Annotated in this window: 21 protein-coding genes; 7 read left to right on the top strand and 14 right to left on the bottom strand. The window is 69.2% G+C overall.

Annotated features, from left to right (window positions below; translation table 11 throughout):
- Window positions 1-53 precede the first annotated feature (53 nt).
- From IAE56_RS13875 to efp, 5 genes are all read right to left on the bottom strand, one after another.
- On the bottom strand, window positions 54-758 hold the full coding sequence (locus IAE56_RS13875; RefSeq protein ID WP_200752920.1) for a phytoene/squalene synthase family protein: 705 nt from the start codon (window positions 756-758) through the stop codon (window positions 54-56).
- A gap of 11 nt (window positions 759-769) precedes the next feature.
- Window positions 770-1,465, bottom strand: coding sequence for a phosphoglycolate phosphatase (locus tag IAE56_RS13870; protein WP_116863871.1), 696 nt, complete (start codon window positions 1,463-1,465; stop codon window positions 770-772).
- Window positions 1,462-2,178, bottom strand: a complete 717-nt coding sequence (gene ubiG, locus IAE56_RS13865) for a bifunctional 2-polyprenyl-6-hydroxyphenol methylase/3-demethylubiquinol 3-O-methyltransferase UbiG (protein ID WP_200752919.1) — start codon at window positions 2,176-2,178, stop codon at window positions 1,462-1,464. The genes IAE56_RS13870 and ubiG overlap by 4 nt, the downstream gene beginning before the upstream one ends.
- Before the next feature lie 25 nt (window positions 2,179-2,203).
- Window positions 2,204-3,547, bottom strand: coding sequence for a TRZ/ATZ family hydrolase (locus IAE56_RS13860; RefSeq protein WP_108747050.1), 1,344 nt, complete (start codon window positions 3,545-3,547; stop codon window positions 2,204-2,206).
- A gap of 205 nt (window positions 3,548-3,752) precedes the next feature.
- A complete protein-coding gene (gene efp / locus IAE56_RS13855; RefSeq protein ID WP_108765696.1) occupies window positions 3,753-4,319 on the bottom strand; it encodes an elongation factor P in 567 nt (188 codons plus the stop codon).
- Window positions 4,320-4,441: 122 nt separating this feature from the next.
- On the opposite strand from efp, the gene epmB reads away from it, so the two are divergent.
- Window positions 4,442-5,458 carry an EF-P beta-lysylation protein EpmB gene (gene epmB / locus IAE56_RS13850; protein WP_174213511.1) on the top strand — a complete coding sequence of 339 codons (1,017 nt, stop codon included), beginning with the start codon at window positions 4,442-4,444 and terminating at the stop codon, window positions 5,456-5,458.
- A 165-nt stretch (window positions 5,459-5,623) separates the two neighbouring features.
- Here epmB and IAE56_RS13845 read toward each other — a convergent pair whose 3' ends face one another.
- On the bottom strand, window positions 5,624-7,750 hold the full coding sequence (locus IAE56_RS13845) for a bifunctional diguanylate cyclase/phosphodiesterase (protein WP_200752918.1): 2,127 nt from the start codon (window positions 7,748-7,750) through the stop codon (window positions 5,624-5,626).
- A gap of 284 nt (window positions 7,751-8,034) precedes the next feature.
- Window positions 8,035-8,808, bottom strand: a complete 774-nt coding sequence (locus tag IAE56_RS13840) for an RNA methyltransferase (RefSeq protein ID WP_200752917.1) — start codon at window positions 8,806-8,808, stop codon at window positions 8,035-8,037.
- A 120-nt stretch (window positions 8,809-8,928) separates the two neighbouring features.
- Between IAE56_RS13840 and IAE56_RS13835 the strand changes: the two genes are divergently transcribed.
- The gene (locus tag IAE56_RS13835; protein WP_079222538.1) at window positions 8,929-9,756 is read left to right on the top strand and encodes an inositol monophosphatase family protein; all 828 of its coding nucleotides are present in this window, start codon (window positions 8,929-8,931) and stop codon (window positions 9,754-9,756) included.
- A gap of 88 nt (window positions 9,757-9,844) precedes the next feature.
- Here IAE56_RS13835 and htpX read toward each other — a convergent pair whose 3' ends face one another.
- Entirely contained in the window at window positions 9,845-10,711 is an 867-nt protein-coding gene (htpX, locus tag IAE56_RS13830) for a protease HtpX (protein WP_150455767.1), read from the bottom strand.
- Window positions 10,712-10,804: 93 nt separating this feature from the next.
- On the opposite strand from htpX, the gene gluQRS reads away from it, so the two are divergent.
- The 3 genes from gluQRS to phaR all read left to right on the top strand — a co-directional run bounded on the left by gluQRS (window position 10,805) and on the right by phaR (window position 13,214).
- Window positions 10,805-11,740, top strand: coding sequence for a tRNA glutamyl-Q(34) synthetase GluQRS (gene gluQRS, locus IAE56_RS13825; RefSeq protein ID WP_200752916.1), 936 nt, complete (start codon window positions 10,805-10,807; stop codon window positions 11,738-11,740).
- A gap of 17 nt (window positions 11,741-11,757) precedes the next feature.
- Complete coding sequence (locus IAE56_RS13820) at window positions 11,758-12,498, top strand: beta-ketoacyl-ACP reductase (protein WP_200752915.1); 741 nt, start codon at window positions 11,758-11,760, stop codon at window positions 12,496-12,498.
- 182 nt (window positions 12,499-12,680) lie between these two features.
- Window positions 12,681-13,214 (top strand): polyhydroxyalkanoate synthesis repressor PhaR, encoded by a 534-nt coding sequence (gene phaR / locus IAE56_RS13815; protein WP_108769392.1) that lies wholly within the window; start codon window positions 12,681-12,683, stop codon window positions 13,212-13,214.
- 168 nt (window positions 13,215-13,382) lie between these two features.
- Here the strand turns inward: phaR and IAE56_RS13810 are convergent, their stop codons facing one another.
- From IAE56_RS13810 to IAE56_RS13785, 6 genes are all read right to left on the bottom strand, one after another.
- Window positions 13,383-14,327 (bottom strand): TraB/GumN family protein, encoded by a 945-nt coding sequence (locus IAE56_RS13810; protein ID WP_164074626.1) that lies wholly within the window; start codon window positions 14,325-14,327, stop codon window positions 13,383-13,385.
- Window positions 14,328-14,329: 2 nt separating this feature from the next.
- Window positions 14,330-15,259: a DUF1684 domain-containing protein gene (locus IAE56_RS13805; RefSeq protein WP_200752914.1), complete on the bottom strand. Its 930-nt coding sequence runs from the start codon at window positions 15,257-15,259 to the stop codon at window positions 14,330-14,332.
- A gap of 26 nt (window positions 15,260-15,285) precedes the next feature.
- On the bottom strand, window positions 15,286-17,187 hold the full coding sequence (mutL, locus tag IAE56_RS13800) for a DNA mismatch repair endonuclease MutL (protein WP_164074624.1): 1,902 nt from the start codon (window positions 17,185-17,187) through the stop codon (window positions 15,286-15,288).
- A gap of 69 nt (window positions 17,188-17,256) precedes the next feature.
- Window positions 17,257-18,810, bottom strand: a complete 1,554-nt coding sequence (locus IAE56_RS13795) for an N-acetylmuramoyl-L-alanine amidase (protein WP_200752913.1) — start codon at window positions 18,808-18,810, stop codon at window positions 17,257-17,259.
- Between the two features lie 81 nt (window positions 18,811-18,891).
- Window positions 18,892-19,374, bottom strand: coding sequence for a tRNA (adenosine(37)-N6)-threonylcarbamoyltransferase complex ATPase subunit type 1 TsaE (gene tsaE, locus IAE56_RS13790; protein WP_108769397.1), 483 nt, complete (start codon window positions 19,372-19,374; stop codon window positions 18,892-18,894).
- Complete coding sequence (locus IAE56_RS13785) at window positions 19,371-20,855, bottom strand: NAD(P)H-hydrate dehydratase (protein ID WP_200752912.1); 1,485 nt, start codon at window positions 20,853-20,855, stop codon at window positions 19,371-19,373. The genes tsaE and IAE56_RS13785 overlap by 4 nt, the downstream gene beginning before the upstream one ends.
- A gap of 23 nt (window positions 20,856-20,878) precedes the next feature.
- On the opposite strand from IAE56_RS13785, the gene queG reads away from it, so the two are divergent.
- A complete protein-coding gene (queG, locus tag IAE56_RS13780) occupies window positions 20,879-21,949 on the top strand; it encodes a tRNA epoxyqueuosine(34) reductase QueG (protein WP_200752911.1) in 1,071 nt (356 codons plus the stop codon).
- Window positions 21,950-21,993: 44 nt separating this feature from the next.
- Window positions 21,994-23,325, top strand: a complete 1,332-nt coding sequence (gene xseA, locus IAE56_RS13775; RefSeq protein ID WP_200752910.1) for an exodeoxyribonuclease VII large subunit — start codon at window positions 21,994-21,996, stop codon at window positions 23,323-23,325.
- Window positions 23,326-23,439: the final 114 nt, after the last annotated feature.

The following is a 23,439-nucleotide window of genomic DNA, read 5'->3' as shown; positions in this document are numbered from 1 at the left end:
CCCCCCCCCCCCCCCCGGCCCCCCCGGCCCCCCCCCCGGCGAGCGCAGCGGCATCAACCGCGCGCAGCCCACCACACGCGCAGCAGGGTGCGCACCGGGGTCGCTTCGATCGGCTTGCCTGCGGCCTGCGCGGCCACGCGGGCGCGGGCCAGGCTGGACCAGACGCGGCGCGCGCGCGGGCCCGGCACGCGGGTCGCCCAGCCCTTCAACAGATGCTGCGCCCAACGCTGCGTGGCGTTGCTGGCGTCTTCGTCCAGCAGGCTGCGCGGCACACCGGCCACGCCGGCATCCTGCAGGCGCTGGGCCAGGGTCTGCAGCTGCACGGCACGGCCGGCGCCCTTGCGCGGCGTGTCGTTGAACAGCACCGCTTCCACGGCGGCCACCGCGTCGGCGTAGTTGGCCAGCGCGCGCTCGGCACCGGCCGCATCGAGTGCAACCGTGCGCGCCTCGACCAGGTCCGGCAGGGTTTCGGCCAGCTGCGCCCACGGCGCACGCACCGGCTCCAGCAGGCGGCCCAGCGGATGGCGCGAGCGCTGCCCGGCCCAGCTGCGCAGCTCCTCGCCCCACCACGCCAGCTTGGCGTCGGCCGGCATCGGGTCACCGCTGGTGTTGAGCATGTCGTCGAATTCCTGCAGCAGCGCGAACCACGCCACCGCGAGCTCGCGTTGCGATTCGGCCACGAACGGGGCGGCCACCGACCATTCCGGCCAACGGCTGCGCCACTTGTCGAGGAAACTGTCCAGCGCGGTACTGCTCACTACGTCATTCCTTACGGCTGGGCCGGGGCTGCCGGCCGGGTCGGCCAGAGACTGGCCAGTTGCAGAAGTTCAGCGTTTTCCACCAGTACGTCGGCCTGCCAGGCCAGCGGATCGTCGCTGTGCAGGCGGTAGCCCCACAGCGCCGCCACCGACGGCATGGCCGCCGCGCGTGCAGCGATGATGTCGCGCTCGTCGTCGCCGACGTACACGCAGTCTTCGGCGGCAACGCCAATGGCCTGCGCGGCGTGCAGCAGCGGCAGCGGATGCGGCTTGCGCTCGGCCAGGCTGTCACCGCCCACCAGCACCGCGCAGCGCTGCTGCCAGCCCTGCTGCGGCAGGATCAGGCGCGCCAGGTATTCCGGCTTGTTGGTGACGATGCCCCACACGGTGCCTGCGGCATCCAGCGCGGCGAGCATGCCGGCCACGCCGTCGAACAGCACCGCGTGCTGGCCGATCAGCGCTTCATAGCGCTGCAGGAACTCGGGAATCAGCGCATCGCGGTCGGCCGCGTCCAGATCCGGGAAGGCGGCGGTCAACATCGCACGCGAGCCCTTGGACACCACCGGGCGCAGCAGCGCCGGATCGATCGGCGCACGGCCGCGCCCGGCCAGCATCGCATCGCAGGTGGCGACGAAATCCGGCGCACTGTCCAGCAGGGTGCCGTCCAGGTCGAACAGCACCGCCCGCGGGAAGCCGGCCGTGGTCATGCAGGCTTGACCGCGTAGGCCAGATAGTTGATGTCGGTGCGGCTGCTCAGGCGGGCGTGGTTGCGCCACGGCTCGTAGGCCATGCCGCTCACATCCACCAGCTGCACGTCGGCCTCGCGCAGCCAGCGCGCCAGCTCGGCCGGCTTGATGAATTCCTGGTAGTGGTGGGTGCCCTTGGGCAGCAGCCGTGCCACGTACTCGGCGCCGACGATCGCCACTGCGAACGCAGCCGCGGTGCGGTTGATGGTCGACAGGAACAGGTGGCCACCGGGCTTCAGCAGGCGCTTGCAGGCCTCGATGATCGCGCCCGGATCGGGCACGTGCTCGAGCATTTCCATGCAGGTGACCACGTCGAAGCTGCCCGGCTGTTCGGCAGCCAGGTCCTCGGCCGCCTGCACCCGGTAGTCGACCTTGGCGCCGCTTTCCAGCGCATGCAGGCGCGCGACCTTGACCAGTTCCGGGGCCAGGTCAATCGCGGTGACGTCGGCACCGGCCTGGGCCAGCGCTTCGCTCAGCAGGCCGCCACCGCAGCCGATGTCGAGCACGCGCGCACCGCGCAGCGTCACGCGGTCGGCCACGTACTGCAGGCGCACCGGGTTCAGGGCGTGCAGCGGCTTCTGCGGGCCGTCGGCGTCCCACCAGCGGTTGGCCAGCGCGGCGAACTTGTCCAGCTCGGCCTGATCGAAATTGGAGGAAGCGTGGGGGGCAGTCATGGGGGAGTCCTTGCAGCGCCGGGGTTCAGGCGCGGATATGACGGATGCGCTCGCGCCACTGGCGAGCGTTGGCGATGATGCCCGGCAGGTCCATGCCGACCAGTTCGCGCTGCACCAGCTTCGGCTTGCCGGCAATCCAGACGTCGCTGACCTGCTGGCGGCCGGTGGCATACACCAGCTGCGACAGCACGTTGTGCAGCGGCTGGGTTTCCAGCGCGGACAGGTCGACGCAGACCAGGTCGGCCTGCTTGCCGACTTCGATCGAGCCGATGCGCTCGCCGAAGCCCAGCGCACGGGCGCCGCCCAGGGTCGAGGCACGCAGCGTGGTGGCCGCGTCCAGCGCGGTCGCATCGTCGGCCACGGCCTTGGCCAGGATCGCCGCGGTGCGGTTCTCGCTGAACATGTCCAGGTCGTTGTTGCTGGCGCAGCCATCGGTACCGATGGCCAGGTTGACGCCGGCGCGCTGCAGGGCGCAGGCCGGGCAGAAACCGGAAGCCAGCTTCAGGTTCGATTCCGGGCAGTGCACCACGCTGACGCCACGCTCGGCGCACAGGTGGATTTCCGCGTCGGTCAGCTGGGTCATGTGCACCGCGATCAGGCGGTCGTTGACCAGGCCGAGGCGATCCAGCCGCGCCAGCGGGCGCTGGCCGTGCAGCTTGATCGAATCGTTGATTTCCTGCGCGGTCTCGTGGGTGTGCAGGTGCACCTGCATGTCGAGCTGGTCGGACAGCATCCGCACGCGCTCGAAATTGGCATCGTTGACCGTGTACGGCGCATGCGGCGCGAACGCGGTGCCGATCAGCGGATCGGTGCGCCACTGGTCATGCAGTTCACCGGCCTTGGCGAAGTACTCGTCGTCGGTCTTGGCCCAGGCGGTGGGGAAATCGATGATGACCGCGCCGACCAGCGCGCGGAAACCGTGCTTCTTGTAGACCGCGGCCTGCACGTCGCCGAAGAAGTAGTTCTCGTTGGCGCAGGTGGTGCCGCCGCGCAGCATCTCGGCGATGGCCAGGGTGGTGCCGTCGGCGACGAATTCCGGCCCGATCACCGCCGCTTCCACCGGCCAGATGTGCTGCTGCAGCCAGGTCATCAGCGGGAGGTCGTCAGCGACGCCGCGCAGCAGGGTCATCGGGTTGTGCGTGTGAGCGTTCACCAGGCCGGGCATCAGCGCCGCGTCGGGACGGCTGACCACCTGGGTCGCGCGGAAGCGCGCGCGGGCCTCGGCACGCGGCAGGATGGCGACGATTTCGCTGCCACGCACGGCGACGGCATGGTCTTCCAGCACCACCGCATGCGGCTCGATCGGAACGACATAACCGGCTTCGATGAGCAGGTCGCAGGCTTCGGGGAGGTGCGGGCTATCGCTCATGCGGGCTCACTGGCTATTGAAGAAGGGCCTGGCGGGAGGCGGTAGCGCCGGGCCATGCCCGGCGGCTGTCCGTTGCGGCGCCATCGGCGCCGACAACGGGTTCCGGGCGGTGCCCGGAAAACCGAGCATGGCTCGGCTCTACAGGTAATCCGTCGCCGAGGTTGCCGGCCAGCGGCCGGCACTACCGTAATCCGGCTGCGCCGGATTACTTCACGCGCGAGGAGTACTCACCCGAACGGGTATCAACCTTGATGATTTCATCCTGGTTGACGAACAGCGGCACGCGGACCACGGCACCGGTTTCCAGGGTGGCCGGCTTGCCGCCACCGCCCGAGGTGTCGCCACGGACGCCCGGATCGGTCTCGGTGATCTTCAGTTCGACGAAGTTCGGCGGCTGCACGAAGATCGGCGCGCCGTTGAACAGGGTGACGATGCAGGCTTCTTCGCCCTTCAGCCACTTTTCGGCGCCGCCCATGCCCGCCTTGTCGGCCTGGACCTGCTCGAAGGATTCCGGGTCCATGAAGTGCCAGTACTCGCCATCGCTGTACATGTAGTTCATGTCGGTGTCGACGACGTCGGCCACTTCCAGGTCGTCGGTCGCCTTCATGGTCAGTTCGACCACGCGGCCCGAACGGATGAAGCGGTACTTCACGCGGGTGAAGGCCTGGCCCTTGCCCGGCTTGACGTACTCGGTGTCGGTGATGACTGCCGGTTCGTTGTTGACCAGGATCTTCATCCCGTTCTTGACGTCATTCATGCCCACAGTGGCCATGCTCAAGCTCCTCAAATGGCAAAACCGCCGCGGGTGCGGCGAGCCGGATAGAATGGAAAGCCCACCGGAAGCCGGTGGGCAACAGTATTTCTGCCCCCATGATAACCGCAGGCCCCCTCTCCATGCAGCTTTCCGCCTTCCCCCGGCCCCAGTCGCCAGGCGCGCCCACGCGCTGGCAGCAGCTCTGGCGCCAGGCACTGCGCGACCCGCACGCCCTGCTGGCGCGGCTGCAGCTGGACCCGGCGGCACTGGGCGTCTCGGAGGCGGCCATGGCCCAGTTCGCCCTGCGCGTGCCGGAAGGCTTCGTGGCCCGCATGCGCCCCGGCGATGCGGCCGACCCCCTGCTGCGCCAAGTGCTGCCCATCGACGAGGAAATGCGCCCCGCACCCGGGTTCAGCTTCGACGCGGTGGGGGATGGCGCGGCCAAGAAGGCCACCGGGGTCATCCAGAAGTACCGCGGCCGGGCCCTGCTGGTAGCCACCGGCAGCTGCGCGATCAACTGCCGCTACTGCTTCCGCCGCCACTTCGACTATGGCGCGGAAAACGCCGCCAAGGGCGGCTGGCAGGAGGCCGTGGCGGCCATCGCGGCCGACCCGGACATCGACGAGGTGATCCTGTCCGGCGGCGATCCGCTGTCGCTGGCCACGCACAAGCTGGTCGAGCTGACCGACGCCCTGCGCCAGATTCCGCACATCCGCCGCCTGCGCATCCACACCCGCCTGCCGATCGTGCTGCCCGAGCGTGTGGACGAGGAACTGCTGGCCTGGCTGGGCAGCCTGCCGTGGCCGCTGGCCATCGTGGTGCACGCCAACCATGCCAATGAGTTCGATGCCAGCGTGGATGCGGCGATGGCACGCCTGCGCGGCCTCGGCGCGCAGCTGCTGAACCAGGCCGTGCTGTTGCGCGGGGTCAACGACAGCGTGCAAGCGCTGCAGGACCTGAGCGAGCGCAGCTTCGCCGCCGGCGTGCTGCCCTACTACCTGCACCAGCTGGACAAGGTCGAGGGCGTGGCCCACTTCGAAGTGGACGACACCCGGGCCAAGGCCCTGATCGCCGGCCTGACCGCCCGCCTGTCCGGTTACCTGATTCCCAAGCTGGTGCGCGAACTGCCCGGCGACCCCAGCAAGCGCCCGGTGTAATCGCACGACCGGGGTCAGATCCCTTTTTCGCAGAAAAAGGGATCTGACCCCAGGACATCCGTTACAACCCCGAGTGGCTCAGCCAGTAGATCCACGCCATGCGTGGATGGGGGTCCAGGCAGAAGCAGCCACGCATGGCGTGGCTCTACTACCCCACGTCGTCCCTTACAGGCCCGAATCGATCATCCGCACCACTTCGGTGGCGGTGACCGGGTGGCTCAGCCAGTAGCCCTGGCCCAGGTCGCAGCCGCGCTGTGCCAGCAGTTCGTACTGCGCTTCCTGCTCGATGCCCTCGGCCACCACGGTAATCCCCAGCGCATGGGCCATGGCGATGATCGCCGTGGTCAGGGCCAGATCGTCCGGGTCGCGCTGCATGTCGGCCACGAAGCTCTTGTCGATCTTGACGCCGTCCACCGGCACCTGGCGCAGGTGGCTCAGGCCGGAGAAGCCGGTGCCGAAGTCGTCCAGCCAGACCTTCACGCCGGTGCGGTGCAGCTTGTCCAGCAGCTGCGCGGCCAGCATCTCGTCGCCGATCACCGCGGTTTCGGTCAGCTCCAGGTGCAGGCGCGAGGACGGCAGCCCGGATTCGTGCAGGCACTGCGCCACCAGTGCCGGCAGTTCGCCGCCACGCAGCTGGCGCGGTGACACGTTCACCGACACGAACAGCTCGTCGCCGGCCGCGCCACGCGGCCACTGCGAGGCTTCCATGCAGGCCGCACGCAGCACCTTCGGGCCGATCACCTCGATCAGGCCACTCTGCTCGGCCACTTCGATGAACACCGACGGCGGAATCGTGCCCAGGGTCGGGTGCTGCCAGCGCAGCAGCACTTCCACGCCCACCAGGCGGCGGTCGCGCATGCGGAAGATCGGCTGGTAGGCCAGTCGCAGCTCGCCGCGCTCCCAGGCGCCGCGCAGCTCCTGTTCCATGTGCACGCGACGCTCGACCGCGTGGTCCATCGCCCGGCTGTAGTAGCGGTAGCAGTTCTTGCCGGCCATCTTCGCCTGGTACATGGCGATGTCGCCGTTCTTCAGCAGCGTGGTGGCGTCGGCGGCGTCGTCCGGGTACAGCGTCACGCCGATCGAGGTGCCCAGGAATAGCTCCCTGCCCTGCACCACCAGCGGCTTGCCCAGCTCGCGCACCAGCACTTCGGCCAGCAGGCGGGCGTTGGCGGCCACGTCGCCGTCGCCGACGAGAATCACGAATTCATCGCCACCGAACCGCGCCAGCAGCGCATCGTCGCCGCCGGCCTCGGCCACCGCATGGCCGATGCGCTGGGCGAACTGCAGCAGGGCTTCGTCGCCGGCCTCGTGGCCCAGCGTATCGTTGACCCGCTTGAAGTCATCGATGTCGGCAAACAGCAGGCCCAGCCGGTGCTTGGACGCGCGCGCGGCCATCAGCCGGTGGTCCAGCGCCTCGCGGAACGCCAGGCGGTTGGTCAGCCCGGTCAGTGCATCGGTGTAGGCCATGTGCCGCACTTCGCGGTCATGGCGGGCGATCGCATCACGCATGCGGGCAAAGCCGCGCACCAGCTCGCCGACCTCGTCATCGCGGGTGTTCTCCCGCAGCGGCGCCTGGTAATCACCGGATTCGATGCGGCGCGCGGCGGCGGCCAGGTCACGGATCGGCGTCACCAGGGTGCGCTGCACATAGAGGATGACCGTCACCCCGATCACCACCAGCAGGGCCAGCATCAGCAGCAGCCAGCCCAGGTGGCGGCTGCCGACCTGCTGCAGGCGCTCGCCAAGGGTGGCATTGGCGGCCAGCTCGCGTTCCCTGACCTCGTCCAGCGCCATGCCCACGCGGACGCCGCCGATACGCTGCTTGCCGACCATGATCGGCATGGTGTTGTCGAGCACGCTGGCTGACTGCTGCACCAGCAGGCCCTGCGCGGCGGTCGCCGCCGTGGCCAACGGGTCGGTCATCGGCTTGCCGAAGCCGGGCACGCCGACCGAGCCGTCATGCACCAGCCGGCCCTTGCTGTCGAACACCATCACATAGCGCACCACCTGCTGCCGCGAGGTCGAGCGCACCAGCACGCCCACCTGGCCCAGGTCGTTGTAATAGAGCGGGTTGGCCAGCGAATCGGACAGCTCGCGCGCCAACGCCTCGCCGCGGCTGCGCACGCTGCGGTCGAACAATTCATGGATAACGCCACCGCTGAGGCTCTTCACCTCGCTCTGCATCGTCGCCTGGCGGCCCAGCATCACCGCCAGGATCGCCACCACAACCAGCATCGCCCCGCCCATCGCGAGCAGGAAACGGGCCTGCATCCCCGAGCCAAGCCACTTCATGCCGCTTCCATCCGTACGTGTCCCGACTGCACTGCCCACTCCCATCCACTGCACCGCGCACGCGCGGCTGCCGGACGCTGCAGCAGCGCCCCGCCCTTCATTGTTTCTGTGACCTTGTCGATCCGATACCACGCCCACAGCGCACCCGCCACGGCCGTGGCCGCGCGGACAGTCCGCCATGGAACCAGGCTCAGCAATCCCCACTGCGTTGCCTTACATGAAGCCGACACAAGCTCATCCCCCCAGGGTATCCAGACAGACTACCCGAAAAAATGAGAACGTCGTCAGCCTTCCGTGCCGTTTTCCCGGGCCAGGCGCGCCATGCGCTGGGTATCGGCCAGGATGCCGCGCAGCAGGCGCACTTCCTGTTCGGTCGGCTCGCTGCGCAGGAACAGGCGGCGCAGCTTGCGCATGGCCGATTCAGGCGCACGGCCCTTGTGGAAATCGATCTCGTCCAGGGTGTCGCCGAGCTGAGAGAAGAAGCTCTCCATCTGCTCGTGGCTGGCCACCGGCTCGCGGACGTCCGCCGGCGCGGCCTCGGCCGCCGGCTGCGCGCCCAGCAGCTGCATGCGCGTCTCATAGGCCAGCACCTGCACGGCGGCAGCCAGGTTGAGCGAGCTGAATGCCGGATCGGACGGGATATGCACCGCCGCGTGGCACAGCTGCAGCTCCTCGTTGGTCAGGCCGGTGCGCTCGCGGCCGAACACCAGGGCCACCTCGGCGCCCTCGCCGGCCTTGGCCACCGCGCGGGCGGCCGCGTCGGACGGCAGGTATTCCTCCAGCTGGACCCGGCGCGCACGCGCGGTGCAGCCCAGCACCAGGGTGCAGTCGGCCACGGCTTCGGCCAGGGTGGCCACCACCGGGGCGTCGCCCAGCACGTCCTCGGCACCGGCCGAGCGGCGGAAGGCCTCTTCGTCCAGCGGCTTTTCGGGAGCGACCAGGACCATGCGGGCCAGGCCCATGGTCTTCAGGGCGCGGGCGGCGGCCCCCATGTTGCCGGGGTGCTGGGTACCGACCAGGACGAATCGGAGGCGGGTGGCGGCGGGAAACTGGGACATGAACAGGGAAATGTCGAGCTGGACGAAGACCAATGGTAAACTGTGCGGCCGGCCACTGCGCCGGACCCGCTCTTTTCCCCCGCCAGCCCTACCTCTTCTGCCTTTCCGGGAGCCCACGCCATGCAGAAACCCGCCGTCACCGTCATGGTCAAGGCCGCCCGCCTCGCCGGCAACGTCCTGTTGCGCAACATCAACAAGCTCGAGGCGCTCAACGTAGTGCAGAAGGGCCGGATGGATTACGCCAGCGAAGTCGATGCCGACGCCGAAAAGGTGATCGTCAAGGAACTCAAGCGCGCTTACCCCGAGTACGGCGTGTTCGGCGAAGAGGGCGGCGTACAGGGTGGCCACCGCAACATGTGGGTCATCGACCCGCTGGACGGCACCAGCAACTACCTGCGCGGCGTGCCGCACTACTGCGTGTCGATCGCCCTGGTGGAAAACGGCGAGCCGACCGATGCGGTCATCTTCGATCCGCTGCGCAATGAACTGTTTACCGCCAGCCGTGGCGCCGGTGCCGTGCTCAACGACCGCCGCATCCGCGTGGCCGACCGCAAGGACCTGGGCGGCACGATGATCCACACCGGTTTCGCCCCGCGCGAGCGTGCCCGCGCCAGCGCCCAGCTGAAGGCGGTCGACGCCCTGCTGGTGCAGGCCGAGGACATCCGCCGCAGCGGTTCGGCCGCGCTGGACCTGGCCTACGTGGCCTGCGGCCGCGCCGACGCCTACTTCGAAGCAGGCGTGAAGGCCTGGGACATCGCGGCCGGCGTGCTGCTGGTCCGCGAAGCTGGCGGCAAGGTCTGCGACTTCAAGGGCGCGACCCTGGCCCGCATGGACAACCGTGGCCCGGACACCCAGCAGGTCGTGGCCGGCAACCTGAAGGTGGCCGAGTCGCTGCAGAAGGTGCTGGTGAACACCGGCTACGCCGCCGAGTTCGACGCGAAGTTCTAAGCGTCCCGGTAACGCGGCACAAACAGAAACGGCACCTGCGAGGGTGCCGTTTTTGTTTTTCCGGATGGCGGGGCATGCCCCGCCTTTCTTACGCGGCGGTCGAAGCGCGCAGTGCGGCGATGCGCTCTTCCAGCGGCGGGTGGCTCATGAACAGCTTCTTCGCCGTCGAACCGGCAATGCCGAAGGCCGCGATCTGGGTCGGCAGGGTGCTCTGGCCGTGGTTGAGCTGCAGGCGCTCCAGCGCGGCGATCATCTTCTGGCGACCGGCCAGCGAGGCACCACCGGCGTCGGCACGGAACTCGCGATGGCGCGAGAACCACATCGAGATCATCGTCGCGAACAGGCCGAACACCATCTCCAGCACGAACACGATGATGAAGTAGGCGAAGCCACGGCCGCCGCCTTCGCGGTTGCCCGACAGCGCGCTGTCGATGATGCCGCCGACCACGCGGGCCAGCACGATCACGAAGGTGTTCAGCACGCCCTGCAGCAGCGCCATGGTGATCATGTCACCGTTGGCGACGTGGGCGATCTCGTGGCCCAGCACTGCTTCGGCCTCGTCCTCGCTCATGTTGTGCAGCAGGCCGGTGGACACCGCCACCAGCGCGTTGTTGCGGTTGGCACCGGTGGCGAAGGCGTTGATCTCCGGGCCGTCATACACGGCCACTTCCGGCATGCCGATGCCGGCCGCCTTGGCCTGGCGCTCTACGGTGGCCAGCAGCCAGCGCTCGGTCGGGTTGCGCGGTTCGGTGATGACCACCGCACCGGTGGAACGCTTGGCCATCCACTTGGACAGCAGCAGCGAGATGAAGGAACCACCAAAGCCGAAGATGCCAGCCATGACCAGCAGGCCGCTCATCGAACGGGAGTCCACGCCCAGGATGGACATCACGATGCCGGCAAGGATCAGCACCGCAAGGTTGGTGGCCAGGAAGAGGGCAATGCGGGTAAACATGGGAAATTCCGGCTCGGAAGGGGTCGATATCTGCCAATTTGCGGTGCAGTCAGCTTGAATTCAAGCGCCAACCTGACCGACGATTCAGCCAGCATGACTTCGCCCATTCCCTGCGGCCGCTTCGCGCCCTCGCCCACCGGCCTGCTGCACGCCGGTTCCCTGCTCGCCGCCTTCGGCAGCTGGCTGCTTGCGCGCCATCACGGTGGCCTGTGGCGGCTGCGCATCGAGGATGTCGACCCACCGCGCACGGTCGCCGGCGCGGCGCAGTCACAATTGCAGGCGCTCGCCGCATTCGGCCTGGACCACGACGGCGAGGTGCTCTGGCAGAGCGCGCGCGGCGAGGCCTACCAGGCCGCGCTGGACGTGCTGCTGGCCAGCGACCGGGCCTTCGTCTGCCACTGCAGCCGCAGCGAAGTGGCCGCCAGCGGCGGCATCCACCATCGCTGCGTGGCGCGACAGCCGCGACCGGACCCTGCCGTCCGCTTCCGTGTTCCCGCGGGCAGCGTGGTGCAGTTCGAGGACGGCCTGCGCGGCCTGCAGACCCAGGACGTGCATGCCGAGGTCGGTGATTTCGTGCTGCGCCGCGCCGATGGCTGCTGGGCCTACCAGCTGGCCGTGGTGGTGGACGATGCCGCGCAGGGCGTGACCGAAGTGGTCCGCGGCGCCGACCTGCTCGATTCCACCGCGCGGCAGATCCTGCTGCAGCAGGCGCTGGGGCTGCCGGTTCCGCGCTACTGGCACCTGCCATTGCTGCTGGATGCGCCGGGCCACAAGCTGTCCAAGTCCCTCGCCGCCCTGCCGGTGGACAGCAGCCGGCCGGTGCCGGTGCTGCGCCAGCTGTGGCAGCTGCTGGGCCAGGCACCCACCGCGCTGGATGGCATCGACGCGTTGCCCGCATTGCTGGCCGCCGCTCGCCAGGCCTTCGACCCGGCGCGCCTGCCACGATCCGACATCCTGATCGGAGCGGGCCTGCCGCCAGCCGGCGCACTTTCCGTGCCGATGTTGCAGAATCCCCTTTCCCCCACCTGAAACCCGGACAGCATTCCATGACTTCTCGCGTCGCACTGGTCACCGGCGGAACCGGCGGCATCGGTACCGCCATCTGCCAACGCCTGGCCGACCAGGGCCACCGGGTCGCCACCAATTACCGCGACGAGACCAGGGCCCGCGCCTGGCAGCAGGCCATGACCGAACGCGGCTACCACGTGTCGATCTTCCCCGGCGATGTGTCCGACCCGGAAAGCGCCGAAGCGCTGATCCGCGCGGTGGAAGCCGAGCTGGGCCCGGTCGAGATCCTGGTCAACAACGCCGGCATCACCCGCGACACCACCTTCCACCGCATGCGTGCGGACCAGTGGCACGACGTGATCAACACCAACCTCAATTCGGTGTTCAATGTCACCCGCCCGGTCATCGAAGGCATGCGCCGCCGCGGCTGGGGCCGGGTCATCCAGATCAGCTCGATCAACGGCCTGAAGGGCCAGTATGGCCAGGCCAACTACGCCGCCGCCAAGGCCGGCATGCACGGCTTCACCATTTCGCTGGCCCGCGAGAACGCCGGCTTCGGCATCACGGTCAACACCATTTCGCCGGGCTACGTCGCCACCGACATGGTGATGGCGGTGCCGGAGGAAGTGCGCGCCAAGATCATCGCCGACATCCCCACCGGGCGCCTGGGCAAGCCGGAGGAGATCGCCTACGGCGTGTCCTTCCTGGTCGCTGACGAGGCCGCCTGGATCACCGGCAGCAACCTGGACATCAACGGCGGCCACCACATGGGCTGGTAAGGCCGCAGGCAGCGGCAGCGGGCACGCAGAGGCCCCCTGCCGTTGGTCATGCTGCGCAGCACGCAAACCCTTGCTGCGCAACATGATCGGGCGTGAAACCCAAGCCCGGCGGGGGCTGCAGCGGTTGCCAAGGCTTGTGCACTGCGCCATGCTGCACATCTACAGTGACGAGTGACCGCTTCATGGCTGCGACCCGCATCATCAAGAAGTATCCGAACCGCCGTCTCTACGACACAGAAATTTCCAGCTACATCACCATAGAGGATGTGCGCCAGCTGATCCTGGATGGTGAAGACTTCGAGGTACGCGACGCCAAGAGCGGCGACGACCTGACCCGTTCGGTCCTGCTGCAGATCATCGCCGACCAGGAACAGGACGGCGAACCGATGCTGTCCACCCAGCTGCTGAGCCAGCTGATCCGCTTCTACGGCGATTCGCTGCAGGGCTTCATGGGCAACTACCTGGAGCGCAGCATGCAGGTCTTCCTCGACCAGCAGCAGCAGTTCCGCCAGCAGATGGGCAACCTGCTGGGCCAGACCCCGTGGGCGATGATGAACCAGCTGACCGAGCGCAACCTGGAGCTGTGGCAGGAATTCCAGCGCAACATGGGCACCGGCTTCGGCGGCCCGCGCCCCGGCGGTACGGGCACCGGCACCGGCAACAAGCCGAGCGAGCCGGGCACCAGCACCGGCACCGGTGGCAAGACCCGGCGCTGAGGCGACTGCCCCGCCTGACACGAAAACGGCGCGCCCTCTGGCGCGCCGTTTCTGTTCTGGAGGGCGGCATCCCAGCGGGTAGAGTCGACCGTTGGTCGACTTATGCGCGCAGCGCGGGCATTTCCGCCATCCGACCGAAGTGCAGTCGACCAACGGTCGACTCTACCCTCAACGCTTCAGCTTGCAGCCCGTGCAGACGCGTTCGACCTTGTAGCCCTTGGCCTTCAGCTTCTCCACCACGCCATCGCTGCCCAGCAGGTGCAGGCCACCCACGACCACCAGGGTGCCGCCCTGCCCGTCCTGCAGGTACGGCAGCAGCTTGGGCACCCACGCATCGTTGCGCGCGGTGTTGATGCGCTGGTAGAGCTGCGGATACTGCTGGCGCATCTCCACGGCCATCTTGTTCCACAGCACTCGGTCATCGCCGCGGCGCCAGGCCTCGTGCAGCATCAGCGACTGCTCATCGCCCTTGTCGGCCTGGTCCAGCGCCTCGGCCATCATCTGCCGCTGCTCCTGCAGGCTCATGCCGTCCAGCAGGTTGATCTGGCTCTGCATGTCCTCCAGCCCGCCGGTCTGCTTGCCCGCCTTCTTCGCCTGCGCCATGAAATGACGGTCCAGGCCGAGGTTCGCATCCAGGCCCATCTTCTGCATCTGGCCGATGGTGATGTTGAGCGCGACGAACCAGCTCTTCATGCCCTGCAGCTGCGCCAGCGGCAGCTTGTTCTGCGTGGCGTAGGCCTGCAGCTTCTGCCAGGTGGCGTCATCCAGGTCGCGCTTCAGTTCACTGCCATCGCGGCGGATCGCGGTCTGCACCATCTGGGTGGCGGCCTGGGTCGATTCCATTTCCTCCGGCGACACTTCGAACAGCACCCGCTTGGACGCGGTGAAGGCCTGCTCGACATCGGCCGACAACGGGTAATCGGTGGGCTTCAGCAGGTGGAACGAACCCAGCAGGTAGACACGCGCATCGCCTGGGCCGGTCACCTTCCACAACAGCGGCACCGGCGGCTTGGCCGCAGGCGCTTCGGCCGGCGCGCCACGCGCAGCGGCCAGGGGGGCGACCGCGCAAGCCAGCAGCAGCACGGCGCCGCGCATCAGTGATCTGATCGACATGATCAGCCTTCTCCTTCAGGCAGGTGGTACGCCTTCTCGCCGGCGTCCACGCGCAGGTCCAACCGGTTTTCCGGGGGCGCCAGCGGGCAGGTCGCGTACGGGGTGAAGGCACAGGGTGGGTTGTAGGCGTGGTTGAAATCGATGCGCACGCTGCCATCGGCGGCCGGTGCATCGATGTCCAGGTAGCGCCCGGCCGGATAGCTGCCGTGGCCACTGGTGCGGTCGGCGAAGACCAGGAACAGGGGCTCGCCGGGCGCGCCGATCGCTTCCATGCGCCAACTGCGGCCGTCGCGCTCGAACTCCACCGCGCCGGCATTCGGCATTTCGGTGGCCAGGCCGGTGATGTCCACGATCGGCAGGGTCTTGCCGGCGGGATGGGCGATGAAATGCGCCTGCACCTGCCAGTCGGGACCGCCGGGCCAGTACTGGATGCCGGCGAAATCGCGGCGCGCATCAGCATCGGCATGCTTGACCCGCAGCGCATCGCGCGGGCCACGGCGGATGATGCTCAGCTGGCCCTTGCCGCCATCGAAGCTGAGCACGGTGGGCGCTGGATCCTTGTCGGTGTTCATGCGCACGCGGCCACGCACCGGCTGCCCGTCCAAGCTGACGTCCACCCCCGCTTCGGGGCTGAACCACCACTGGTCGCCCTCGCGCCGCAGCAGGCCCAGCTTGTCCGGGCCCACCGCCAGGCGGATGCCACTGCTGGCGCCGCTGCCGATGAAGTGCGACTTGTACTGCAGCCAGTGCAGGCCGACCAGCGCGGTCCAGCCATCGGGCCGGGTCAGGTCTTCGTAGCGTTGCACGCGCCACTGCTGCTGCCCCGCCGCGAACGCCGGATCTTCCTTCACCACAGGCACCGGTGCCGGTGCCGGGCTGCAGGCGGCCAGCAACACGGCGACCAGCAGGCCGCCCACTCCCCGATGACGCATGGATGCTCCCCTCAACGTTGCGGGCCTCAGCGGCCGCGCAGGAACCAGCGGTCGATTTCCGCCAGCGAAAAACGTGCCCAGGTCGGCCGGCCGTGGTTGCACTGGCCGGAGCGCTCGGTGATTTCCATGTCGCGCAGCAGCGCGTTCATTTCCGGCACGGTCAGGCGCCGGTTGGCGCGCACCGCGCCGTGGCAGGCCATGGTCGACAGCAGTTCGTCGCGCGCACTGGCGATGCGCCGGCTCTGGCCATGCTCGCGCAGGTCGGTCAGCACGTCGCGCAGCAGGCCTTCCGGCTCGGCGTTGGCCAGCAGCGCGGGAATGCTGCGCACATGCAGCGCGCCCGGGCTGGCGCGGGTGACTTCGAAACCGAGCGCGGCCAGCGTTTCCGCTTCCGTCTCGGCGGTGTCGGCCTCGCGCTCGCCCACCGCCAGGGTGATCGGCACCAGCAACGGCTGCGACTGCAGGCCGATGCCATCGTGGGCGTTCTTCAGGCGTTCGTAGCCGATGCGCTCGTGGGCGGCATGCATGTCCACCACGATCAGGCCTTCGGCGTTCTCGGCCAGGATGTAGATGCCGTGCAACTGGGCAATGGCGTAGCCCAGCGGCGGCACGCCGGCATCGGCACTGGTCACCGGCAGGCCGTTCTCGCTTGGCATCGGCGGCAGCGCACTGCTGCGTTCGCCTGCACCGGGTGCGGCGTACAGCGCGGCATAGGCCGCGGGCGCATCGGCCACCTGCAGGCCCAGCGGCTGCTGCGGGCGCCAGCCGGAGAAGCCACCACCGCCACCGCCCGAACCGGGCGCGGCACCGCGCACCAGGCCGAAGCCCGACGCACCGGCGCTGGACGGCATCGGTGCGCCGCCCATGTCCGCAGGATGGACCGCACCGGCACCGATCTCCTGCGCGGTCACACCGGCGCGGGTATCGGCCAGCGCGTCCTTCAACGTGCGGTAGACGAAGTCGTGGACCAGGCGCGAATCGCGGAAGCGCACTTCATGCTTGGCCGGGTGCACGTTGACATCGACCCGGGTGGGGTCCAGTTCCAGGAACAGCACGTAGGCCGGCTGGCGACCGTGGTACAGCACATCGCCGTAGGCCATCTTCACCGCATGGGCGACACTGCGGTCGCGCACCGAACGGCCGTTGACGTACAGGTACTGCTGGTCGGCGCTGGCCCGTGAATAATGCGGCTGCGCGATCCAGCCATGCAGGCGCAGGCCGGCACCGGTGTGGTCCACGCGCACGGCCTGGTTGGCGAAGTCCTCGCCGAGGGTCTCGGCCAGGCGCACATCGGAATACAGGTCACCGGGCTTGTAGCGGCGCGAGGCCTTGCCGTTGTGCGACACGCGCAGTTCGACATCCGGGCGGGCCAGCGCCAGCGAGCGCAGCCATTCTTCGATGTGGCCCATTTCCGTGCGCTCGGCGCGCAGGAACTTGCGGCGCGCCGGTACGTTGTAGAACAGCTCGCGTACTTCCACGGTGGTGCCCGGCGCATGCGCGCGCGGGGTCACTTCGCCGATCTTGCCGCCTTCGATCTGCAGCGCCGAACCGTGCTCGTCATGCGCGCGGCGCGAGGCCAGGGTGAAGCGGCTGACCGAGGCGATGGAAGGCAGCGCTTCGCCGCGGAAACCGAGGGTCGCCACCGATTCGAGGTCGTCGAGATCGGCGATCTTGCTGGTGGCATGCCGCGAGACCGCCAGCGGCAGCTGCTCGGGCGCGATGCCACTGCCGTTGTCGCGGATGCGGATGAGCCGCACACCGCCCTCTTCCAGGTCGATGTCGACGCGGCTGGCGCCGGCATCGATGGCGTTCTCGACCAGTTCCTTGACCACCGACGCAGGACGTTCGACCACTTCGCCCGCGGCGATCTGGTTGATCAGGATTTCCGGCAACGGCCGGATCGGGCGCGGATGGGGAGCAGACGTCATGCAGGGATGATAACGGAGGCACACGTCCGCCGGGCACGGCCCGGCGCTACCGACCGCTCGATCCGCGGGTTATTTGCTGCCGCCGGCCATGGTGGCGGCGGCGTCGATCTCGGCCTGGGCGCGGGCTGCGTACAGCGTGCCCGGCGGCGGCTGCCGGCTGAAGAAGGTATGCACGCCATCGAGCACCGCACCGGCGACCTTGCGCTGGTAGGCCGGGTCGGTCAGGCGGCGTTCTTCGTCCGGGTTGGAGATGAAGGCGGTTTCCACCAGCATCGCCGGCATGTCCGAGGTTCGCAGCACCGCGAAGTTGGCGCGCTCGAGGTTCGGCTTGTGGTTGTTGCCGATCCGCTTCAAACCGCCCAGCACGTGGCCGGCCGCGTCTTCGGACGCCTTCATGTAACCGCTCTGGGCCAGGTCCAGCAGCACGTTGGCCAGGGTGCCCTCGGTCTGCTGCAGGCGCACGCCACCGACCAGGTCGGCCGCGTTTTCCTTGTCGGCCAGCCAGCGCGCGCGCTGCGAGGAGGCGCCCTTGGTGGACAGCACGTACACCGACGAACCGGTGGCCGAACGGTTCTCCGCGGCGTCTGCGTGGATCGAGATGAAGATGTCGGCCTTGTTCGCGCGCGCCTTCTGCGCACGCATCGGCAGCGGGATGAACACGTCGCTGTCGCGGGTCAGGTAGGCCTTCAGGCCCGGCGTCGCGTTGACCTGGCGGGCCAGTTCGCGCGCCACGGCCAGGGTGACGTCCTTTTCGCGCTTGCCGGTCGGGCCGATGGCGCCCGGATCCTGGCCGCCATGGCCCGGATCGATGGCCACCACCAGGTGGCGCATGCCCGGCTGCATGCGGATGCGCGAGGCATCGCTGGGCATGGCCGGTCGCGGCGCTTCGGCGGGTGCAGCGGCAGGCGCGGGTGCAGGCGCCGGTGCGGCGGCCACCACGGCACGGGTCGGCTGGCCGGCGAGGATCGCGGCCGGCGAGGACGGCGGCGGCGTGCTGCTGGCACTGATGCCGGCAGCGGCCACCTGGGCGGGGGTGGTGGTCGGCGCCGGCGCAACCGGAGCGGCGGCACTGGCGCTGGCCTGCTGCTGCACCTGGGCGGTCAGCAGCGCGGTGGCGCGCGCGGCATCACCCCGCGACTGCGCGTTCTGCGCAGCGGCCGCATCGGCGGCGGACGGGGTGACCGCTGCGGTGGCCGCAGGCGCGGCCGGGCGGGCGGCCGTTGCCGGGCCATCGCCCGGCCACTCGATCACCAGCTTGGATTCATTGCCCTCACGCTGCATCTGCGGGCGGAACGGCGACACCGACGCAGCAAGGTCGAAAACGACACGGAACGTGCCCGGCACCGGCTGCCCTGTGCGGACGGCGGTGACCACGCCCTGCGCGGCCGGCATCTTCAGGTTGTGCACGGCGCTGGAATCGGGGAAATCGATCACCAGGCGGTTCGGCGAGGACAGCGACAGGGTCTTGTAGCCGCCGCTGCCCACCAGGGAGATCTCCGCGCGGGTACCGGTCGCGCCGGTATTCAGCTGGACCTGGCGGACCTCACCGGCCCACGCGCAGACGCTCGTCAGACCTAGTCCGACGGCGGCACAGATGGCGATGAGACGGTTCCCCAGGCGCATGGTCAGGATTCAATCACCGCGCTGAACGGAATGCAACACCTTTTTCCTTAATAATCCGTAACCTGCCGGTGTTTGTTCTCGTCAGCCGACAGAAATGGCCTGCAAGTCGCCCCCATCGGGAAGTCGATCCAGCCATTCACGGCCCACGTCGCTGGCCCCAGTGAGACGGACGCGCCGCCCCTGCCCTTCGATTTCCAGCGCCACCACCAGATCGGTGGGCGGCAGCGCGCCGGCGCCACGTTCGGGCCACTCGACCAGCCACAGCACCGCACTGCCCTCGTCCAGGCCGAGGAAATCCAGCTCGCCGGCCTGGCCGATGCGGTACAGGTCCAGGTGCCACGCTTCGCCGCCACTGGACAGCGGATAGCGCTCGACCAGGGTGTAGGTAGGGCTGCGGATCGCACCCTGCACGCCGAGCGCGCGCAGCAGTGCACGCGCGGTGGTGGATTTGCCGGCGCCGAGGTCACCGCGCAGTTCGACCAGCGCCTGCGGGGGCCGGGTGGCGGCCAGCCACTGGCCCAGCAGTTCGGTGGCTTCGCTGTCGGCCAGGAAGAATTCAGTCATTGCAGGGGTTCCGGGTTGGCCAGCCGCCGCAGGGGCACCAGCAGATCAGTGGGAAGCAGGCCACGCGCGCCATCGAGGGCAGCGACGTCGCCAGCCAGCGCATGCAGCAGCGCGCCACACGCGGCGGCATCGAAGGCATCCAGGCCCTGCGCGCGCAGGCTGGCGATGATGCCGGTCAGCAGATCACCCATGCCACCGACGGCCATGCCGGGGTTGCCGGCGGCGATCAGGCGCGGGGTGCAGCCGGGGGCGGCGACGATGCTGCCAGCGCCCTTCAGCACCACCACGGCGTGGTAGCGCTCGGCCAGCGCCTGGGCGCAGCGGTAGCGATCGGCCTGGATCTCGGCCGTGGTGCATTCCAGCAGGCGCGCGGCCTCACCCGGGTGCGGGGTCAGGATGGCATCGGGCAGCGCGCGAGGGTCGCGGGCCAGCAGGTTCAGCGCATCGGCGTCGAGCACCAGCGGCTTGCCACAGGCCAGCACGCGCGCGAACAGGGCACGCGCCCAGTCGTCCTGGCCCAGGCCGGGGCCGATCGCCACGACCCTGGCCTTTTCAAGCAGGCCGGGCAGCGCGTCGCCATCTTCCAGCGCATGCACCATGGCCTCGGGCAGGCGCGCCAGCAGCGGACCGACGTGGTCACCGCGGGTGCCGATGCTGAGCAGTCCGGCACCGGCGCGCAGGCCAGCCTCGGCAGCCAGGGCAATGGCGCCACCGCTGCCGTGGTTGCCGCCCACGCACAGCACATGGCCGGATTCGCCCTTGTGGGTATTGGCGCGGCGCGGCTTCAGCAATGCCGGCAAGCGCGCACCCGTCCAGTGCTCGGCCGCGGCCGAAACGCCCTGCCACGCTGCCTTGGGCAGCTGCAGCGCGGCCAGCGCGGGTTCGCCTGCGTGCTCCAGCGCGTCGCCGGTGTACAGGCCGCGGTGCGGCACGATGAACTGCAGGGTCAGCGCTGCGCGCACCGCAACGCCCGGCACCGTGCCGCGGTCGGCGTCGACGCCGCTGGGGACATCCAGTGCAAACACCGGTGCATCCTCTGCGTTCAGTGCTTCGATCACAGCCTGTGCTGCACCCTCCGGCGCCCGGTCGAAACCCAGCCCGAACAGGCCATCCACCCAGATATCGGCCGCGGGCAGCGTTCCGTCGAATTCGGCCAGGATTCCACCAACGGACTTAAAATCCGATGTGGCCCGTTGCGCCAACCGCGTGGACGGCGGCTTTCCCGGCAGGGTCAGCGCCGTTACCCGGCGCCCGGCCAGCAGCGCGTGCCGCGCCAGCACCAGGCCGTCACCACCGTTGTTGCCGCTGCCCACCACCACGCCCACATTCAGCGCCTGCGGCCAGTGCCGCAGCAGGCGCTGCCAGGCGGCCATGCCGGCCTGGGCCATCAGCTCCCAGCCGCCATCACCGGCCAGCGCCGAGGCCTGGGCATCCAGCGCACGCGCAGCAGCAGAATCAAACAGATCGGCAAGGTTGGCCATGCGGAGATTTTATACTGGTGCGCATGTTCCCCGCCCCTGCCCCCCTCGATCCGGCCCTGGCCGTACAGCGCATCCGCGAACTCGCCCGTGCGCACGGCTTCCAGCGCTGCGGCATCGCCGGCATCGAGCTGGGCGAGGATGAGGCGCACCTGGCAGACTGGCTGGGCAAGGGCCTGTACGGGACGATGGACTGGATGGCCCGCCACGGCACCCTGCGCGCGCGCCCGGCCGAGCTGCTGCCGGGCACCGTGCGGGTGATTTCGGTGGGCATGGATTACAGCCACAAGGACGACACCGAAGCCTGGGCGACCCTGGCCGATCCCGGCCGCGCCTATGTCGCCCGCTACGCGCTGGGCCGCGATTACCACAAGCTGATGCGCAACCGGCTGCAGAAGCTGGCCACGCAGATCAACGATGAAGTGGCGCCGCTCGGCTACCGCGTGTTCGTCGATTCGGCGCCGGTGCTGGAACGTGCGCTGGCGCGCAACGCCGGGCTCGGCTGGATCGGCAAGCACACCTGCCTGATCGACCGTCACGGCGGCTCGTGGTTCTTCATCGGTGAGATCTACATCGACATCCCGCTGCCGATCGACGCGCCGGCCACCGCGCACTGCGGCACCTGCACACGCTGCATCGACGTCTGCCCGACCCAGGCCATCATCGCCCCGCAGCGGCTGGACGCGCGACGCTGCATTTCCTACCTGACCATCGAGCACGACGGCGCCATTCCCGAAGACATGCGGCCGCTGATCGGCAACCGCATCTACGGCTGCGACGACTGCCAGCTGGTCTGCCCCTGGAACAAGTTTGCCAAGCGCACCGACGAAGCCGATTTCCGCGCGCGCAACAATCTCGACACCGCGCGCCTGGACCAGCTGTTCGCCTGGGATGAAGCCGAATTCCTGCGCCGCACCGAAGGCAGCCCGATCCGCCGCAGCGGCCACGAGCGCTGGCTGCGCAACATCGCCGTGGCGCTGGGCAACGCACCGGCCTCGACCGACGCACTGGCCGCCCTGCAGACCCGCGTCGACGATCCCTCACCCGTGGTGCGCGAGCACGTGCAGTGGGCGCTGGCCCAGCACGGCGCGCGCTGACGTGCGATCCTGAGCGCCCTGCTCCGCCCGTCACCGCCGTACCCATGCAGCCACGTAACAACGACGTCCTCACCCCCAGCCAGCTCAACACCCTGGCCCGCGACCTGCTGGAAGGCAGCTTCCCGGCGATCTGGGTCGAAGCCGAGCTGGGCAGCGTCGCCCGCCCCGCGTCCGGGCACCTGTATTTCACCCTGAAGGACGCGCGCGCACAGCTGCGTGCGGCGATGTTCCGGATGAAGGCGCAGTACCTGAAGTTCGTGCCGCGCGAAGGCATGCGCGTGCTGGTGCGCGGCAAGGTGACGCTGTACGACGCGCGTGGCGAGTACCAGATGGTGCTGGACCACATGGAAGAAGCCGGCGAAGGCGCACTGCGCCGCGCCTTCGAGGAGCTGAAGGCACGCCTGGAAGCCGAGGGCCTGTTCGACCCCGCGCGCAAGCGGCCGATGCCGGCGCACGTGCAGCGCCTGGCGGTGATCACCTCGCCCACCGGCGCCGCCGTGCGCGACGTGCTGAGCGTGCTGGCCCGCCGTTTTCCGCTGCTGGAAGTGGACCTGCTGCCGACCCTGGTCCAGGGCAGCACGGCCGCCGCGCAGATCACCCGCCTGCTGCAGGCCGCCGATGCCAGTGGCCGCTACGACGTGATCCTGCTGACCCGCGGTGGTGGTTCGCTGGAAGACCTGTGGGCCTTCAATGACGAGGCCCTGGCCCGGGCGATCGCCGCCAGCGCCACGCCGGTGGTCTCGGCGGTGGGCCACGAAACCGACTTCAGCCTGAGCGACTTCGCCGCCGACCTGCGCGCACCGACGCCGTCGGTGGCAGCCGAACTGCTGGTGCCCGACCAGCGCGAACTGACCCTGCGCCTGCGCCGCACGGCCGCGCGCATGGTGCAGCTGCAGCGGCACACGATGCAGCAGGCGATGCAGCGCGCCGACCGCGCCCTGCTGCGGCTGAACGCGCAGAGCCCGCAGGCGCGCCTGGACCTGCTGCGCCGGCGCCAGCTCGACCTCGGCCGGCGCCTGCATGCGGCCTTCAACCAGCAGCAGGAGCGCCGCGCCGCGCGCCTGCGCCATGCGGCAGCGGTATTGCGCGGTCACCACCCGCAGCGCCAGCTGGACGAGATGCAGCGACGCCTGGCGGCCCTGCGCGGTCGCCCGCAGGCGGCGCTGCAGCGGCTGCTGCAACGCGATGCGCTGCGCCTGCGCGGGCTGGCGCGCTCGCTGGAGGCGGTGAGTCCGCTGGCGACGGTGGCACGTGGTTACAGCATCCTGACCCGCAGTGACGACGGCACGCTGGTGCGTGAGGTTGGCCAGGTGCAGGCGGGAGATGCATTGCAGGCGCGCGTCGGAGACGGCGTGATCGACGTGCTGGTCAAGTAGGGGTGTGTTTGGCAGGGCTTGCAGCCCTGCACCTGCAGAGGCCAAGGCAACGTCAACGTCAAAAGCCGAAGCGGCATTCCGTGGGATGGCGGGGCACTGTGGGTTTGCGGGGAC

It is taken from the genome of Stenotrophomonas sp. S41, from assembly GCF_016624625.1.
Lineage (GTDB): Bacteria > Pseudomonadota > Gammaproteobacteria > Xanthomonadales > Xanthomonadaceae > Stenotrophomonas.
The sequence above is the reverse complement of the archived record's forward strand: the minus strand, read 5'-3'. Positions and strand labels throughout refer to the sequence as shown.